This window comes from Acaryochloris sp. IP29b_bin.137 (assembly GCF_028285745.1).
In the GTDB taxonomy this organism is placed as follows: domain Bacteria; phylum Cyanobacteriota; class Cyanobacteriia; order Thermosynechococcales; family Thermosynechococcaceae; genus Acaryochloris.
In genome coordinates this window covers 1-15,713 of sequence record NZ_JANQOP010000125.1, presented here as the reverse complement: position 1 = coordinate 15,713, position 15,713 = coordinate 1, and the positions used below count along the sequence as shown (strand labels likewise).

The window sequence follows — 15,713 nt, the reverse complement described above, 5'->3', positions numbered from 1 at the left end:
TGAGGTCTTCATGAATCAAAATGGGATTATCCATGGCTAAGGTCGCTCTATACGGCTTCCTTACAGTCTAAAACTGACTTGTGTGCACACGGTAGCCCTCAAGTCCTATCCGGTGGTGTTGGGGAGTGCGCCAACAGGGGACAAGTTACGAGAAGGCGATCGCAAAACACCAGAAGGGCTGTTCCAAATTCAAGACAAATATCCCCATCCTAGTTGGTCAAAATTTCTCTGGATTAATTACCCGACGGCTGACTCTTGGCGCAAACACTTGGCAGCCAAACGTCAGGGCAAAATCAAGGCTAGCGATACCGTGGGCAGTGAAATTGGGATTCATGGGGTGCCAGTAGGATCCGATCATTTAATTGATCAGCGTCAAAACTGGACTTGGGGCTGTATTTCCCTCAAGAATAAAGATGTTGATGAGCTATATGGGATTGTGAGCAAAGGGACTTGGATTGAGATTTTGCCTTAGTTGGTAATGACAAGCCTACATTACCTAATTATCTGAGCTAACCTGATTAAGCCAATGGGATAATTGAGCCAGGCCAACTCGAGTGCAAGGAATGAAGCAATGACGGTTGTACAAGATACATCCCCTGGCTTAGCTACTCATTTAATTAATGGCATTTTGGCAATCAAGCCTCTGGCCAACTTTGCAAAGCGCCAAGCTCGTTCAATGATGATCAAGCGAGCAGAAGCCATCGGTATTAACTGGCAAGAAGAGGTGCAGTATCTCCGCTCTCGGGGCGGAGAGCTAGAGTTTGACCCTACTTGGGAAAGGGATTTGAAGCAAATACAAAAACCTGATCTGATCTATCCTGACTATTATTTACAGCCATTTCACGCCTATGAGCAAGGAAACTTGAGTTGGGACGCCGCAACAGAAGTGGAAGTGGCAACCAAAGCGGTTCATGCGCAACTGTGGCCCGATGCCTGCGCCGAAAATACGATGAAGCTGCGACAGAATTATCTCAATGCTCTCAATGCCCAGCTTTCATCTGCCCCTCGAACGATTCTGGATATGGGTTGTAGTGTCGGTGTAACGACTTTTACCCTCCAAACTGCTTATCCTCAAGCACAAATTACTGGCCTAGATTTATCCCCATATTTCCTGACAGTTGCCCAATATCGTTCTCAATCAGAAGTTTATCGGTTAGAGACTTCCCACCCATCGCCTGATCCAATCCGTTGGGTACATGCCGCTGCTGAATCGACTGGCTTGCCGGATAACTCGTTCGATCTAGTGTCAGCCTTCCTGCTACTGCATGAATTGCCTCGCACAGCTACACTGGATATCCTCCGAGAAGCTCGACGAATCCTACGTCCTGGTGGCTATTTCGCAATGATGGATTCAAACCCCAAGGCTGAAGGATATGTCAAGATGCCTCCCTACGTGATGACGTTACTAAAAAGTACGGAACCTTACATTAGCGATTATTTCTCTTTTGACATAGAACAGGCCATCGTTAATACTGGCTTCACTCAGCCCACACAAACCATTACCAGTCCGCGTCACCATACCCTCATTACTCAAGTCCAATGAGGCGATCCAGTCTCCATTTGAACCAGGACGATCACAATGTGAGTTTCTAAGGGGAATGAATTTATGAAGGCGTACAGATAGCTGTCAGACATTTTTTAGCGATTAGGGAACGCAAGAGAATCTCGGATGCAGTCAGAATAGATATTTCTGGGGCTGCTGAGTGCGATCGAATAATGTGAGATATGGATGGCAAAAGTCGTTGCCATCGTGAGGGTCTTTGAAGTGAGTCCCTTAGAGTGAATTTTGACGAAACTCTGTCAACACTAGAGGAATAATCAACCTCAGAGTGCAAAGTAATGGCAAAGATAGTTAGGTTGGATCCTCTGGGTCAAGAAACAAGTGTTGTGACGAACAGCACCTTGTTATCTGCGTTACTCAAAAATGAACTACAAGTGCTACAAGAATGTGGAGGGCGGGGAATGTGCGCCACTTGCCATATCTACATTAAAGAGGGTATGCAGCAATTATCCCCCATTAGCCGCCGAGAACAGCGAACTTTGGGAGCGATCACGACCTGCAATACGACATCTCGCCTAGCTTGTCAAAGCAAAGTATTAGGTGAAGGGGTCGTAGTTGAGATCCCTTCTGGGATGTATCTCGGCGATATGAATGAAATAGAGAGCTTAGTGGGGCGACGAGCGGAAGAAAATATCTTACATCCCATTGATGGTCGCATCCTAGTTGAAGCAGGGAAACTCATTACCCGCTCTATGATTAGCCAGCTGGAAGTGACTCGCAACGATGTGGTGACTCATTTGGCTAATTCTAAATTGGTCTAATTGATATCGGTAAATAAATAAGTCTATGAAATTAACCAGATAAATTGAAAACTGGATCGACCAGGGAAGCAGAATCAGACAAGCCACTGCTTCTGGAAAAATTAATTCAGCTCATTTAGAGCAGATTCCTGGCAAGTTATTAATCCCCTATTTGTAAAATCCTTATGGCAAAACAAATTAAGCTGGAGCCAATCGATCACGAGGTTTCAGTTAAAACCAACAACAATCTTTTGTCCATGTTGCTCCAACAGAAGCTGAATGTGAACTGGAAATGTGGTGGACGAGGACGTTGCTCCACCTGCCATGTCTATATCCAGTCAGGGGCTGAGAGTTTGTCCCCCAAGAGTAAGCGAGAGCTAAAAACACTGGAACTGATCTCAAATTGCAAAGAAAATTCGCGCTTGGCCTGCCAAACAAGAGTACTCGGGGAAGGAGTTGTTATAGAACTGCCAGCTGGCATGTATCTCAGTGAAATTAACGACCTAGATACCTTAATTGGGAAAAGGGTTCAACAGCCTATTCTTCACCCACTAGATGGTTCAGTCCTCGTTCAAGGAGGGATGACAATTACTCGTTCTATTGTTAACGAACTTAAGAAGGCCCTTCAAGAGATAGACCAGATTTTATCCAAAACTTGAAGAAGAAGCCAAGGTCAACGTTCAGTTTTTTGAATCATCGGGAACCATTGCTTCTAACTGCTGAATAGACGTTTGCATGGATTTCGCTTGAGTCGCTAGTAATTGGAGGAACTGGCTTAGCTCAAAAGACTGATGGCTGGCAGTTGAAGAGGTTTGTAGATGGCTACTAATCAACTGAGTGATTTGGACGATTTGAGTGTTGAGTTGAGCCATCTCAGCGCTTAGGCTAGTGGAAAGTGGCGTGGGCTGGAAGCGCTGTGAAGCTTGATTACTAATTCCTTGGGTTAGCGGTTCAAGCATAGCGGTCTTATGCTGAAGCTCTTGTTGTAAAGACTCTATCAATCGCTTCATTTGGGTCATGTTATCGTCCAACTTCTGAGCAATACTACTGATATTTTTGGTCGAACTGGCTAATTCTTGGTGGGAAATAGAGTCCTGTGTTGCTTTGGTAGAGATATTCATCGCCTGCAATTGAATCTGAGATGAGAGCTGACTCACGAGGATGCGGACTTGAGAAATCTGTTGGAAATTTTTCTCAAGTCCTTGAAGCTGAGTGGCAGCTGACTGGGCTGCTGCAAGTAATTCGTGGGGTCGGTTGATATTTTCATCAATGTAATTCTGGGCCGATTCTACTTGAGCAAGAATCTGATGGTTATGAGATTGAAACTGACGGGTAATGATATTGATGTCTTGGGCAAAATCTATCATTGCCTGTAATTGTGTGTAGACGGATTGGGCAGTTTCCAAATGTTGATCGGCCCCTTGAGTCAGAAACTGAATACTGGATCGACCCGTACGAAGATACTCTGACAGTTTGTTCTGAAGGACTTGGAGTTCCTGATTATCCTCATGCGTATGGGTGGCATTAGCAATCCAGTCTTGCTCCATGCGAGTCAGCACATTTGCTTGCTCTAGAGCATGACCGATCTGGATACCAATTTGAGTCAAGAGATCAACCTCAGATGGTTTCCAGATCCTCGGCCCAGAGCATTGATGAGCAATCAGCAAGCCAAATAAGTTCTCTCCGACGAGAATAGGGACAACTAAGTTGGCTTGTACCCCATATTTTTCTAACTGCTGAAGATGGCAATCGGTCAGGCCAGCCTTATAAACACTACTAATGGCTTGAACTCGTCCCCTTCGATATTGCTCAACATATTTGTCCGCAAAGCATGGATCTGCAATTTTGGCCCATATCATTTTGGTAACGCCAGGTTGGACGGCCTCAGCAGCAACGGTTCCCTGCCAATTTTCATCAAAGCGATAGACGATCACCCGGTCTGCTCTGAGAACTTTGCGGCTTTCTTGGACTGAATTAGATAAGATCTCTTCGGATTGTAATGAACCTCGGATCAGCTCGGTAAAATGCATCAACAGCTGCAACTGATTAACTTGGCTATCCAGTTCGCTCATATTTCGGGCTCGGTCTAAGGCATAGCCCACCTGCAATGCTAATTGTCTAAACAATTCGATATCGGATTGATGCCACTCTCTGGGTCTAGCGCACTGATGGGCAATCAATAGACCAAATAGTTGATCTTTCTGGAGAATAGGAGCCACAATATTGGCTTTAACCGCAAATCGCTCTAATAATCCAATATGACAATCGTTTAAGCCGGCTTGGTGAATATTGTCAATGGCTCGTACCCGGCCCTGGCGGTACTGTTCCTGGTAGCCTTCGCTAAAGCATGGATCATGGAGAGATGACCATTGCAATTTTGGATAGCCAGGAGCGACAGACTCTGCCACAAAGGTGCCCTCACCATCAGGATTCAGTGCAAAGACGGTGACTCGATCGGTTTGTAAGATTTGGCGGACCTCTGCAACAGTGGTTTGAAACAAATCCTCTTCAGATAAGGCGATATGGAGTTGACCAATAAATTGCATTAACAGTTCTGCTCGAGCCGCTTCATGTTCTTGAGAATGCAGCAGTCTGGGTAATTGTGCCTCAATAAGATCGATATTCTCTACTAGAGCGAATAGTTTGTCTGGTGTCTCGGCCTCTGGCTCAGTGCTTGTTTCGCGGCGATACAACCGATTCACCAGTTGATTGGAATGTTGAGCTGCCTTAAACAGGGGGCGTAATTCACGATTGAGCAACCAAGCAATCAGGCTTCCCGATAGGATTGCCATGGCAGCCGTACCAATCAGTAGAGGCGGAATGCGGCTCTGTAAGGTCGATTGGATCTCATCTTGATTTGATGAACCTGTTTGGCGAGGGGCGCTCAACTGTTCATTAAGGGTCACGCTAGTGAGGTAGGTAGAGGTTCCCACCGCCAGAATGGGCAATGTACTCAAAGCAATAGCCCAAGAGATTAGCCTTACTTTGATTGAGGGGACATACTTTCGCCCACGAGAGATCTGTTTCGTGTCGATTGACTCCGCGGGGTCCGTTGAGGGGGACAAAGTAGGAACAAGTTCTAATGGCTCTGATTTAGAAGGAGGGGATGGAGATGTCACAATGCATACCTCAGGGCTGAATGGTGCGGATTTTGTAACGTTGCAAAGTAGTTTTTAGCGCTTTTTCTAGAAATACGGGCTCAAGTTCTATCGATAAATGCATGCTTTGACTGCATTTTTAGAGCGATTGAGTATTCCAAGCATCCCTTTTTCCCCTGGATCGAAAACGAAGAAAGGAACTTCTATGGCTAACCTTCACGATAGCTGGAATCGCAAGCTCTGACCATGGTTGTTCAAACGAATCTTGGGTATTGATCGGTAACTGGCAGTGCTGCCGCCAAAAAATACCTAGTTTCTTTTGCGTTTAGAAAGGCGATTTTCCCTCAGATGTAAGATTAGCCCTAGACCCAAAAAATAGCTCATGCTTGCGGCCAAACATCCCATCATAAAACAGCCCGTTAACCATATGGCGATAAACCCTGGCCCTAGCGCTAGGAGTTCTTGCCAATTCAGTTTTTGAAGTTGATCAAATTCAAATTCCTTTGCCTGGAGTAACCATTGACCCACCTTGAAGTTAAAGGCAAAAAGGGGCAGATAGGTGAAGGGATTACTAATCCAAGTCGCTGCTGCTGCCGTTAATTTATTACCCCGAACGCAGGCTGCTAAAAATAGACCAAAAAGGATTTGAAATCCAAAAATAGGAAACATACCCGCAAAAGCCCCAACCGCGATTCCCCGTGCGATCGCAGTTGGGCTTCCTTGCAATCGAATAAACCGTAAATAAAAGTAGCGACCCCGGCGTTTCCAAGTTATTTTTTTGCGACGGGAGGGTGGGTGATGGGAACAGCGTTTGCGATTGAAGCGATGGTTGGATTGGCGCATCCGGTATTGGGGCCGCACAAAGTTTCGGTATGTTGGGTTGTCCCCCTCAGCCCAATATACCGAAACACCAGGAGCTTTGAATACTAGGCAGAGGTAGATTTCATCCCTAGGGTGAGCTGTTCTAGGTCAACGTCGGAGCTTTGACCAATAAGCCGCAACGTTGCGCGTCTTACTTCTTCTTGATGGAGTAACTCAATCAATAAATAGTCTGAAGGCCGATGCAAAAGTCGCTCAGACCACTCAATCGCTACAATCCCGGGCGGCACTTCAACCCCTTGCCAATAGGTTTCTAAGTACAGCTCATCAACTTGTTGCGGGGTGAGACGATACAGATCGAGATGATAGAGAGGGACTCTCCCTTCGTGATACTCATTAATCAATGTGAATGTGGGACTGACGATGGCGTCGGAGATGCCCAGCCCTTGGCCTAAACCTTGAACGAGGGATGTTTTGCCAGACCCTAAATCCCCTTCTAACAGCAGTACATGACCAGCCGGTAATGTTTGGCCCAAGATTGTCCCCAATCCCTGGGTCTCCTCTAAGCTTTTTAAGATAAACGAACCGTTAATCACGATGGGGAAAGGGATATCAATACCAGACTAGGGGACGGTTAAGGCTTGACCATTCTGTTTAGCCGAAAGCTTAAGGATAAACGGGACGGCTTTTTGTGCCCATTCGGTGGGAGAGGGATAGCTCCGGGCCTGCTCTCCAAAACAGATTTTCAGCATTTCAGTGTGGATGATGCCAGGATTCAACGCAATAGTGGCGATGCCGGGCGGCACCTCTTGGGCCAGCGCCTGATTTAAACCCTCAATGGCCCATTTAGAGGCGCAATAGGGAGCCACACCCGGGGAGGTTGAGCGACCCCAGCCAGAGCTGAAATTAATGATTATGCCCTGCCCTTTGGGCTTCATGCTCGGCAAAAAACTGCGGATGACGTTGACGGTACCTTTGATGTTGACATCCAATACATCACTAATTTCTTGATCCGGCACCTCCCACAGCGGCGCAACGGTATTAATCATCCCTGCATTGTTAATCAGGATATCAGGGGCTTCCCAAGTCTGAATCAGGCGGTTAGCCCACGCTTGGACGGGTTGAGGCTGCGCAATGTCTACTACAGCAAAATCATGGGGAGCTGGATACTGTTGAGCCAGGTGTTTAATAGCAGCGGCGGTTCGGCCACACCCCCAGACGGTATGCCCTGCCTGAATAAACCCCAATGCCAATGCTTTACCAAGACCTTGTGTCGCACCCGTAATGACAATCTTATGGCTCATCAATTTGTTCTAAAGCAATTGTGGCGGCAGCGGCAACTTGAGGATGATCGTCTTTGGCTAGATATTTAAGAGCTGAAATACTTTTGGAACAGGGTAGGTTCCCTAAAGCGGTGGCGAGATACTTACGAACCAACCAGTCCTCGGACTGAACGAAACGCAGCAGGGTATCTAAAGCCTCGAACGCTTTAATTTCTCCCAAGGCTGCGATCGCAGCTTGTTGCACAATCAATTCTGGCTGCTCCAGTGCCTGTAACAGCACTTCATCGGCCCGGGGATTTTGGAGATTCCCCAGAGAAACCGCAGCACTGAAGCGGACTAGCCACTCAGTGTCTTCCAAAAAAGCTCTGGAAAGCGCTTGGACAGTGTTGTGGTCACCGACCACCCCTAAGGCACCAGCTGCACCTGCCCGAATTTCATAGTTGGGGTCATCTAACATCTGCACGAGCAAAGAAATGGATTCAGCGGAAGGATGGCTGGCCAGGGAACGGATTGCCATTGATCGGACTGGTAAATAGTCGTCAAACAACATCGGTTTGATCAAAGGGAACGCTTCTGAAGTAGGTAGATTTCTCAGAGCCACCAACGCCAGAAGCCGATCACTGGACTTATTGCTGTTCAATTTCAAGGTCAATTCGTGAAGCCGAGGATGGGGCATAGAACCTCCCATGTTCCACAGTTACCCAAATTTTAGATGAGAACGGGACTCTTTCCTTTAATGAACAGGGCCGGGTTAGAAGATTGTTGAGGCTGTTGTTACTCAGAAGTGTCTTAGCGTTGATCCTAAATATCAAAGTGAATCGCAAAATTCCGTGAATAAGTCCTTCACTATTGAAATTGCTTTCAATAAGCTGTTAATATTTGACGCATCTGAGATACATCCGAAAAAAACAGTCTAGCAATTAAATTGTCCTTTATTGTGATTATTTATTTGGATTGGCTAATTTATAGGCCTTAATTGATTTTTCTACGGGAAAATGACGTTTTTTGAGTTGGAATCTTTATCTTAGGCCCGCCTGCTGATTAAGTAACTCGGATGCTTGTTGTGTGAGGATTGAAGAGAAGTGTCAATATTGAACCTAGAATTTACATCACATTACCCGTTTGAGCGAACGAATGAGTCCGGTGCTCGTTCAAGCCAGGATGTTTTGGATATGCCAACAAAAAATGGTTTTTGAATGTCCCTATGTGATCGCCACAGATTGCGTAGAGTGCAATGAAGCTTTAAGGACCGCTCAAGTCGTCATCCCTGACGTCGCTTGTGTTAGTTAGGAAACTGTCTACATCCCTACGCAATGAGCAATTTATGGGCGGTATACCTTAGGTGTCATTTCCTTAACCTGGTCTTTGTTGTTTCTATCTTTTCTCTGATGGTATTGATTGCTGGTAAAGATCTAGGTTGAAAGTGTGGAAAAGCATCTTGAAGGCTAAACGATGAATGATGGTTACCTCATACATCCTTGTCGAATCACTCAGATTCAACATTATGCTCTCAGATTCTTTTTCCTTTCTATTCAGGCTGATGATTCAGGTCTAGGTCTGTTTTGATCTCAAATAACCATTCTTTGTTGTTTGGTTATTTTTATTTAGTGTGAGGAGATAATTTATATGTCAATGATTTGGCGTAAGTTCGGTTTGATTAACCCTGCTCTGGTAGGTCTAACCTTGTTGTTACCGACCACTGCGATCGCAGTTGAGTCATTAGAAGCCTCTAGTGAAACGCTGCCGGAGGTTTCTACGGTTGAGACTTTGGAAACTGAACTGAGTGAAGTCTCTCAACCCCTGTTACTCGCTGATGCTGAAACACCAACAACCTCTGTTTCAGATTTAATGCAAGAAACCCAGGCTGATTCTATGGAACAGGTTACTTCTGTTTCTCAGCTTTCGGATGTCCAGCCGGATGATTGGGCGTTTCAAGCGATTCAGTCCTTAGTTGAGCGCTACGGTTGCGTAGCGGGTTACCCTGACGGCACGTTCCGCCCGAGTCGAGCCATGTCCCGCCGAGAGGCTGCTGCTCTAGTCAACGCTTGCTTAGACAATCTCAGCAATCGTTTTGCGACCAAAGAAGATCTGGATGCTCTTAAAGCCTTACAAGATGAGTTTGCGGCTGAACTCGCCACATTGCGGGGTCGAGTAGATGGCTTAGAGGCTCGGGTGGCAACTGTTGAGGCACAGCAGTTCTCTACAACAACTAAACTTAAAGGCGAAGTTGTCCTCGGATCTGGCTTTGTTTTCGACGAGCAGAATCCTATTGATAGCCAAATTGGGGTTGGTACCGATGCACGCAACGTTGGTGAAGATCGATTTTTCTTTGGCCAGCGAACTCGCCTTAATTTCGATACCAGTTTTGATGGGTCAGATCGGCTGCGTATTCGTCTAGAAGCGGCTAATATCCCTGAATTGGATGAAAATGGTGCGGCTGGAACAAGTATGGCCAGATTTGGCTTTGACGAGAATGACCCGCCCGGTACCACGGTAATCTTGGATGAATTAAACTATCGGTTTAAGCCAGCTGAAGATCTAACCCTCAAAATTGCAGTTGTCGGGGGTGACTATAAAGATGATGTCAATACATTCAATCCTTTTCTAAAGAGCAGTGGCAGTGGTGCCTTGTCTCGGTTCTTCCGAGTCAACCCAGTAGTCTATAGGGCCCCAGGTGGGACTACTTTTAGTGCCGTTTACGACATCACTGACAAGGTTGAGTTCTCTGTGATGTATGCCGCCGATGATGCTGATGAAGCTGTTGATGATGGTAATAGCGGACTCTTCAGTGGTCGGTATGGCATTATGGCTCAACTAGGCTTTAATCCGACTGATGATATCGGTATCGGCATTCAATATGCTCGTAGCAGGTATACAGGCGGCGATATTGATATTACCCAAGATACAGGTGATGCAATCACTTCTATTGGTACCGATACTTCTGATCCCTTTGGAGGGCTTGATACAACCACCGACAACTTCGGAATTTCCGCACAAGCCAAAATTACTGATGGGTTTCATGTTTCAGGTTGGGGTGGCCTAACGCTAGCCCGGGCTAATGCGGTCGCGAACTCTGAGGTTAAATTGTTGAACTGGGCTGCCAACCTCATTTTCCCAGACTTACTCCTGGAAGGAAGTAGAGGTTCCCTATCTATTGGTCAGCAGCCCTTTATTGTTGATGCTGGGACCTTTGGTATTGATGATGGAGACGATCCCAACTTTACTGCAGAAGCCCAATATCAATTCAAGGTTAATGACAATATCAAGATCTCTCCAGGATTGATTGTCATTATCAACCCCAACAATACGTCATCGAACGACCCGATTTTTATTCCGGTCATTCGAACAACGTTTAAATTCTAAATCAGCTACCTAGACAAGACATAAGTCCTAAGTTCTGCATTGAACTTAGGACTTATTTCAAAGGATGAATTATAGAGGTGGTAGATTTAAATGAATATCACCCAAGCCCCACCGCCATAAGACTTCCTCTTAACTCATAAAGCATAAATGGAGTGACTAAAAGCCGAGGAAAATCCCTTGAACTTATCTCCCATAACTACATTTGAGGATACCTAGCGCAAGGCCTGGGTGCTATTCTGATTTGACGAGACAGATGTTTTAATCAACAGCTCTTAAACCTCTTGAATGGAATTATATTGGCTGCTTTATCTGCCAGGGAAGCTTGCTAGCTTCATCACCAAGTATAGGCGTTCATTTGTTTATTAGTGCTGTTTCGCAAGCTAAGTTGATTTGGGAAAAAGTAATTGCTCTAGTGAGTATGAACATAGGTGAATCTAGAGATATCTGTTTCTACCTTGAATTGCAGTGAAACGATGCACATAGAGCCATACGGAGTTCCCTTCACTTTGAAGTTTGGCAACTCCGTAAAATGAGTGGTCGCATCAAGTTTGATAGATCTGTCCATTCCCCCCTTGTATGAAATTGTTGATAATTGGAAGTCTCAACAAGGGATTGTAAAACCATCTTGTTAAGTTTAGAGATAGCTACCCACTTCCATCCCTACTAAGCCATTGATCAGCTGCAGCAACTGGGCAAGCTGCACGATTTTCCAGCTATTGCGGCTGATGAGGATGCAGTTTGGACTATCAAACCAATCGATGATCGCATCTACCAGAAACCATTACTATTTAAAGAGCCCAGTCATTGTTACCGATACTGCTATGACTCAATCGGTCTCTTCCAAATCAAAATCGTCTGACTCACAACTCACTGCAGAGCAGCATCAGCAGAAAATGCAGCGCCGCAAAGAAGTGCAGGATCAGCGAGTTGCCGAGCGATCGCAAGAGAAAGGCTTAATCATCGTCCATACCGGAAATGGTAAAGGCAAAACCACCGCTGCTTTAGGCATGGTGATGAGATGTCTAGGGCATGGGTATAAAGTCGCTATTGTTCAGTTCATTAAGGGGGCTTGGGAACCTGCCGAAAAAGCCGTCCTAGGGAACTGGCCCGATCAGCTTGTGTTTCATGCCATGGGCGAAGGATTTACCTGGGAAACCCAAGATCGTGAACGTGACATCGCCAAAGCCCAAGCCGCCTGGGAACAAGCTCTGTCTTATATTCAGAATCCCGACTATCGCCTCGTTCTCTTGGATGAAGTCAACATTGCCCTCAAGCATGGCTATTTGGATAGTGCAACCGTCATCGCTGGGTTGCAGTCCAAGCCCGCCGACACCCACGTCATCCTCACTGGGCGAGGAGCCCCCAAAGATTTAATCGACCAGGCCGATTTAGTCACAGAGATGACCCTGGTCAAACATCCTTTCCGCGAACAAGGCGTGAAAGCCCAACCGGGTATCGAATTTTAGGAGGAATTGAATGGTACGGACAGTGGAACGGCCCACCCAATCGGTGGAGTTCGTCAAACAACCTCGTCCCTGGCGCAGCATCATTGCTGATGTCATCTTAGTGGGATTAGTGTCTGGCCCACTGGCCGCTCCCTTCCTGGCATCTACAGGGTTGCCCATCCTGCCCCAGATTGCCAGCATCATCTACTTCATGGGCGATCATGTTTGTCCCCAACCCGAAATGGGCTTAGCGTTGATGCCCCCCTATCTGATGGCCGTCTGTATGCGCTGTTTCGGCACTCTGATGGGCTTAGTAACCATGCGCTATCTGTTCTCCGTCAACCAAGGCCAAGCCCCCTATTGGCTCAATCGCTACGGTTTACCTGGTTTGGTTCTTACCATTGGCCTCTGTTTGGTCTATCCCTTTGAACTCTATGCCCAGTCTTGGGGGTGGTGGGAATACAACAACTTTGTGGTTACGCTTTTTGGACTAGTTTCGGGTCTAGGACTGGGGGCCTACATCATGCCACCCCTTCATCGTGCTCCTCGCACCTAATATCAACCTTCTGCCGACAATGCTGCAGAAAAATCATCGGTACCCAGCGCTGTTCCAGAAAACTGGCAGATGTCTGGGTATTATTTTATGCGCCGTACTGTTGAGTGTCTCCTATATCACTCCCGTTAAGGCAGACCTCATCACCCTTAGCTTTTTAGTCTCTGCCTTTGAAGTTCCCGTCTGGAAACCGCTGATCGCTGAGTTTGAAGCCCAGCACCCCGAGATTCATATTGAGGTGATTGAAGGTCCCAGCACCTCCAATATTGTCGAAGACCTCTATGTTTCAGCCTTCCTATTAGGCAATGCACCCTACGATTTGGTCTATATGGATATCACCTGGGTAGCTAAATTCGCTGCCGCAGGGTGGTTGCAGGATCTATCTCCACGAGTTACTCCGGAACAAGAAGCTCAGTTTTTACCGGGGGCCTGGGTAGGCGGGCAGTTCCAAGGGAAACTTTATCGCTACCCTGCCGTGCGAGCAGATGTAGGGGCCTTGTATTATCGCCAAGATTTACTCGATCAGTATGGCTACTCTCCCCCTGAGACCTTTGCTGACTTGATCCAGATGTCCCAAGATTTGCAGGCCCAAGGAACCCCTTGGGGCTTTTTATGGTCAGGCAAACAGACTGAAGGTACAACCGCCATGTTTCTAGAGGTATTGTCAGGGTTTGGCGGCTATTGGATTGATCCAGAAACGCTGGCAGTGGGGTTGGATACAGAAGATGCTGTTGCAGCCTTAGACTTCCTCGTCACCACCCTGAAAGAGGGCATTTCACCCCCCGGAACGGTCAGCTATCAAGAAGAAGAAAACCGCCGCCTCTTTCAAAACGGGCAAGCCGTCTTTATGCGCAATTGGCCCTATGCTTGGTCTCTGATCAACGCTCCTACCTCCCCGGTCCAAGGCAAAGTTGGCATTCAATCTATGGTGTCCCAGCCCAAACAATTGGCAAAGGCCTGTCAAGGCAGTTGGGGCTGGGGAATTGCTGCTACTAGTCTCCATTCAGAAGAAGCTTGGCAAGTGATTCAGTTTTTCTCTAGCGAAGCGGCTCAACGGCAGGTGGTCCAACAGTTTGGATATTTACCCACCCTTAAATCTCTCTATTCTGATCCAGATATTTTGGCTCAGTATCCCCACTTTGCCCTGCTCCGAGAGATTCAAGAACAGACTGTATTGCGCCCTGCCATTGCTCAATACGATCAGGCATCAGATATCCTGCAACGGTATCTCAATGCAGCGTTTACCCAACAACTCAGCCCCAAAGTAGCCATGGTCGCTGCCGCAAGAGAGACCCGTCAATTACTAGCTCACTGATGTCAATGAATCTAATGAGCCGATCATGAAGATAAGGACTGAACCAATCACTATAAACTGAGGCAAAAAGCCCTACCCTACGGACACCATCGTGACTTCAGACTGTGCAGCAGTAGAACAATATCTCCACGAACATATTCCAATTTCGGCAGCAATGGCTGTAACCGTCAGTGCCATAAATCCTCAAGTTATCTTGTCGGTTCCTCTGCAACCGAATATCAATCATCGTCAGACTGGCTTTGGGGGTAGTATTTCAACCCTAGGGATCTTGTCGGCTTGGACTTTTGTCCATACTCGGCTTCAACCTTTACCAAAGCCCTACAGAATCGTCATTCAAGATAACAGTGTGGAATACCTACAGCCTGTCATCAGTAACTTTGAATCACGATGCATATCACCATCAGCAGAGACATGGCAACGGTTTCTCAAAATCCTGCAAAGAAAGGGCAAAAGTCGAATCAAACTAGCTGCTGAGGTCTATGCAGCGGATCGATTAGTCGGCACATTTACAGGCAACTACGTCGCTCTGGACAGCCAAAGGGCTTAACGCCAAGACAGCTTTGGATATGTCACATTAGTGAGGTATGTCAAGAGTCTTGGTGGCAATTATGACGAGCACCCAACTCCCTAACTCAGAACAATCCAGCGATAGCCGCAGACCGATCAGGAATGATGGTCTAGTTCATCAGCAGTTGTATGACACTGACTTTGTTAAGTGGATCGATCAAGCAGTGGCACTGCTCAAACAAAGTAAATTTAGTGAGCTGGATCTTGAGAACCTGATTGAAGAGGTAGAAAGCTTGGGATGCAGCGAAAAGAATGCCCTCAGAAGTAATTTACGCATTCTTTAATATTGCACCTATTAAAGTGGCAGTACCAATCCAGCAAACAGAGCGGCAGCTGGCTAGGAAGTATCAGAGAACATCGAATTCGCATTCAAGAAGCTCTGGCTGATAGCCCAAGCTTGAAAAATTACTATATAGATAGCTTTGGAGAAAGCTACAGAAAAGCTCGACAGCTTGCGACCGATGAAACAGGGCTAGGTATCAGCACATTCCCGACGGAGAGCCCTTATACACCCGAGCAATTTCTAGAGAGTGAATTTCTACCTGAAGGGCAAGATTAAGGGGATGAACAGCTTACCAACCTAGAACTCTAATAGCAGCATCAACCCTATGAGGACCATTGCTGAAGAATGAACGGCCATTGAATTAAAAATTCATGTAGACACGAATTCATTCCTAGTCTATGATGATTAATCGGTGCTTATGCAGGATACTGGGTTCCGAAAATAACCCAAGTCCTTAAGACCGAGAAGCTAATATACGCTTCTGTCGTTTCTACAATTGATTTGCTCCTCAGATTGGCGTTAACTCTAATGTCTACCTGGCTTAGAGTTTCGGCAATATTGCGTCTTTTGGGCGACCTGAGGTCAATTTTTTTGTGTTATAGGGGTTTCCCTATTGTGTTTAGGTAAGGGAGTCTGCTCACTGTGTCTGTCGGTATTCTAGGAACAAAACTGGGGATGACCCAGGT

The 15,713-nt window shown here is 46.5% G+C and carries 15 protein-coding genes and 1 pseudogene; 11 read left to right on the top strand and 5 right to left on the bottom strand.

Annotated elements, in window-relative coordinates; translation table 11 throughout:
- Positions 1-82: 82 nt before the first annotated feature.
- The 4 genes from Q0991_RS09705 to Q0991_RS09690 all read left to right on the top strand — a co-directional run bounded on the left by Q0991_RS09705 (position 83) and on the right by Q0991_RS09690 (position 2,960).
- Positions 83-472, top strand: coding sequence for a L,D-transpeptidase family protein (locus Q0991_RS09705; protein ID WP_299487829.1), 390 nt, complete (start codon positions 83-85; stop codon positions 470-472).
- Positions 473-571: 99 nt separating this feature from the next.
- Positions 572-1,543 carry a class I SAM-dependent methyltransferase gene (locus Q0991_RS09700; RefSeq protein WP_299487827.1) on the top strand — a complete coding sequence of 324 codons (972 nt, stop codon included), beginning with the start codon at positions 572-574 and terminating at the stop codon, positions 1,541-1,543.
- A 296-nt stretch (positions 1,544-1,839) separates the two neighbouring features.
- Entirely contained in the window at positions 1,840-2,322 is a 483-nt protein-coding gene (locus Q0991_RS09695) for a 2Fe-2S iron-sulfur cluster-binding protein (RefSeq protein ID WP_299487825.1), read from the top strand.
- A gap of 164 nt (positions 2,323-2,486) precedes the next feature.
- A complete protein-coding gene (locus Q0991_RS09690; RefSeq protein WP_299487823.1) occupies positions 2,487-2,960 on the top strand; it encodes a 2Fe-2S iron-sulfur cluster-binding protein in 474 nt (157 codons plus the stop codon).
- A gap of 21 nt (positions 2,961-2,981) precedes the next feature.
- On the opposite strand, the gene Q0991_RS09685 is transcribed toward Q0991_RS09690, so the two are convergent.
- Positions 2,982-5,258, bottom strand: a complete 2,277-nt coding sequence (locus Q0991_RS09685) for a GAF domain-containing protein (RefSeq protein ID WP_299487821.1) — start codon at positions 5,256-5,258, stop codon at positions 2,982-2,984.
- Between the two features lie 70 nt (positions 5,259-5,328).
- Here Q0991_RS09685 and Q0991_RS09680 point away from each other — a divergent pair, with 70 nt between their 5' ends.
- Positions 5,329-5,478 (top strand): hypothetical protein, encoded by a 150-nt coding sequence (locus tag Q0991_RS09680; protein WP_299487820.1) that lies wholly within the window; start codon positions 5,329-5,331, stop codon positions 5,476-5,478.
- A 230-nt stretch (positions 5,479-5,708) separates the two neighbouring features.
- Here the strand turns inward: Q0991_RS09680 and Q0991_RS09675 are convergent, their stop codons facing one another.
- The 4 genes from Q0991_RS09675 to Q0991_RS09660 all read right to left on the bottom strand — a co-directional run bounded on the left by Q0991_RS09675 (position 5,709) and on the right by Q0991_RS09660 (position 8,177).
- Positions 5,709-6,260 carry a DUF2062 domain-containing protein gene (locus Q0991_RS09675; RefSeq protein ID WP_299487818.1) on the bottom strand — a complete coding sequence of 184 codons (552 nt, stop codon included), beginning with the start codon at positions 6,258-6,260 and terminating at the stop codon, positions 5,709-5,711.
- 65 nt (positions 6,261-6,325) lie between these two features.
- Complete coding sequence (tsaE, locus tag Q0991_RS09670) at positions 6,326-6,814, bottom strand: tRNA (adenosine(37)-N6)-threonylcarbamoyltransferase complex ATPase subunit type 1 TsaE (RefSeq protein ID WP_366524936.1); 489 nt, start codon at positions 6,812-6,814, stop codon at positions 6,326-6,328.
- Between the two features lie 27 nt (positions 6,815-6,841).
- The gene (locus Q0991_RS09665) at positions 6,842-7,522 is read right to left on the bottom strand and encodes an SDR family NAD(P)-dependent oxidoreductase (protein WP_299487817.1); all 681 of its coding nucleotides are present in this window, start codon (positions 7,520-7,522) and stop codon (positions 6,842-6,844) included.
- Positions 7,512-8,177, bottom strand: a complete 666-nt coding sequence (locus Q0991_RS09660) for a HEAT repeat domain-containing protein (RefSeq protein WP_299487815.1) — start codon at positions 8,175-8,177, stop codon at positions 7,512-7,514. The genes Q0991_RS09665 and Q0991_RS09660 overlap by 11 nt, the downstream gene beginning before the upstream one ends.
- Positions 8,178-9,127: 950 nt before the next feature.
- Here Q0991_RS09660 and Q0991_RS09655 point away from each other — a divergent pair.
- From Q0991_RS09655 to Q0991_RS09630, 6 genes and pseudogenes are all read left to right on the top strand, one after another.
- Positions 9,128-10,864 carry an iron uptake porin gene (locus Q0991_RS09655; protein WP_299487813.1) on the top strand — a complete coding sequence of 579 codons (1,737 nt, stop codon included), beginning with the start codon at positions 9,128-9,130 and terminating at the stop codon, positions 10,862-10,864.
- A gap of 821 nt (positions 10,865-11,685) precedes the next feature.
- Complete coding sequence (gene cobO, locus Q0991_RS09650) at positions 11,686-12,330, top strand: cob(I)yrinic acid a,c-diamide adenosyltransferase (protein WP_299487811.1); 645 nt, start codon at positions 11,686-11,688, stop codon at positions 12,328-12,330.
- A gap of 10 nt (positions 12,331-12,340) precedes the next feature.
- The gene (locus tag Q0991_RS09645) at positions 12,341-12,865 is read left to right on the top strand and encodes a DUF2085 domain-containing protein (protein WP_012164963.1); all 525 of its coding nucleotides are present in this window, start codon (positions 12,341-12,343) and stop codon (positions 12,863-12,865) included.
- Positions 12,849-14,177 carry an ABC transporter substrate-binding protein gene (locus Q0991_RS09640; RefSeq protein WP_299487806.1) on the top strand — a complete coding sequence of 443 codons (1,329 nt, stop codon included), beginning with the start codon at positions 12,849-12,851 and terminating at the stop codon, positions 14,175-14,177. Before Q0991_RS09645 ends, Q0991_RS09640 begins: the two co-directional genes overlap by 17 nt.
- Before the next feature lie 91 nt (positions 14,178-14,268).
- On the top strand, positions 14,269-14,724 hold the full coding sequence (locus tag Q0991_RS09635) for a thioesterase domain-containing protein (RefSeq protein ID WP_299487804.1): 456 nt from the start codon (positions 14,269-14,271) through the stop codon (positions 14,722-14,724).
- Positions 14,725-14,785: 61 nt separating this feature from the next.
- Positions 14,786-15,303, top strand: a pseudogene (locus tag Q0991_RS09630) (DUF29 domain-containing protein).
- Positions 15,304-15,713 lie beyond the last annotated feature (410 nt).

Coding starts and splice junctions, on each gene's coding strand:
- Q0991_RS09700 (WP_299487827.1), top strand. CDS start 572: ATGACGGTTGTACAAGATACATCCCCTGGCTTAGCTACTCATTTAATT.
- Q0991_RS09695 (WP_299487825.1), top strand. CDS start 1,840: ATGGCAAAGATAGTTAGGTTGGATCCTCTGGGTCAAGAAACAAGTGTT.
- Q0991_RS09690 (WP_299487823.1), top strand. CDS start 2,487: ATGGCAAAACAAATTAAGCTGGAGCCAATCGATCACGAGGTTTCAGTT.
- Q0991_RS09665 (WP_299487817.1), bottom strand. CDS start 7,522: ATGAGCCATAAGATTGTCATTACGGGTGCGACACAAGGTCTTGGTAAA.
- Q0991_RS09660 (WP_299487815.1), bottom strand. CDS start 8,177: ATGCCCCATCCTCGGCTTCACGAATTGACCTTGAAATTGAACAGCAAT.
- Q0991_RS09655 (WP_299487813.1), top strand. CDS start 9,128: ATGTCAATGATTTGGCGTAAGTTCGGTTTGATTAACCCTGCTCTGGTA.
- cobO (WP_299487811.1), top strand. CDS start 11,686: ATGACTCAATCGGTCTCTTCCAAATCAAAATCGTCTGACTCACAACTC.
- Q0991_RS09645 (WP_012164963.1), top strand. CDS start 12,341: ATGGTACGGACAGTGGAACGGCCCACCCAATCGGTGGAGTTCGTCAAA.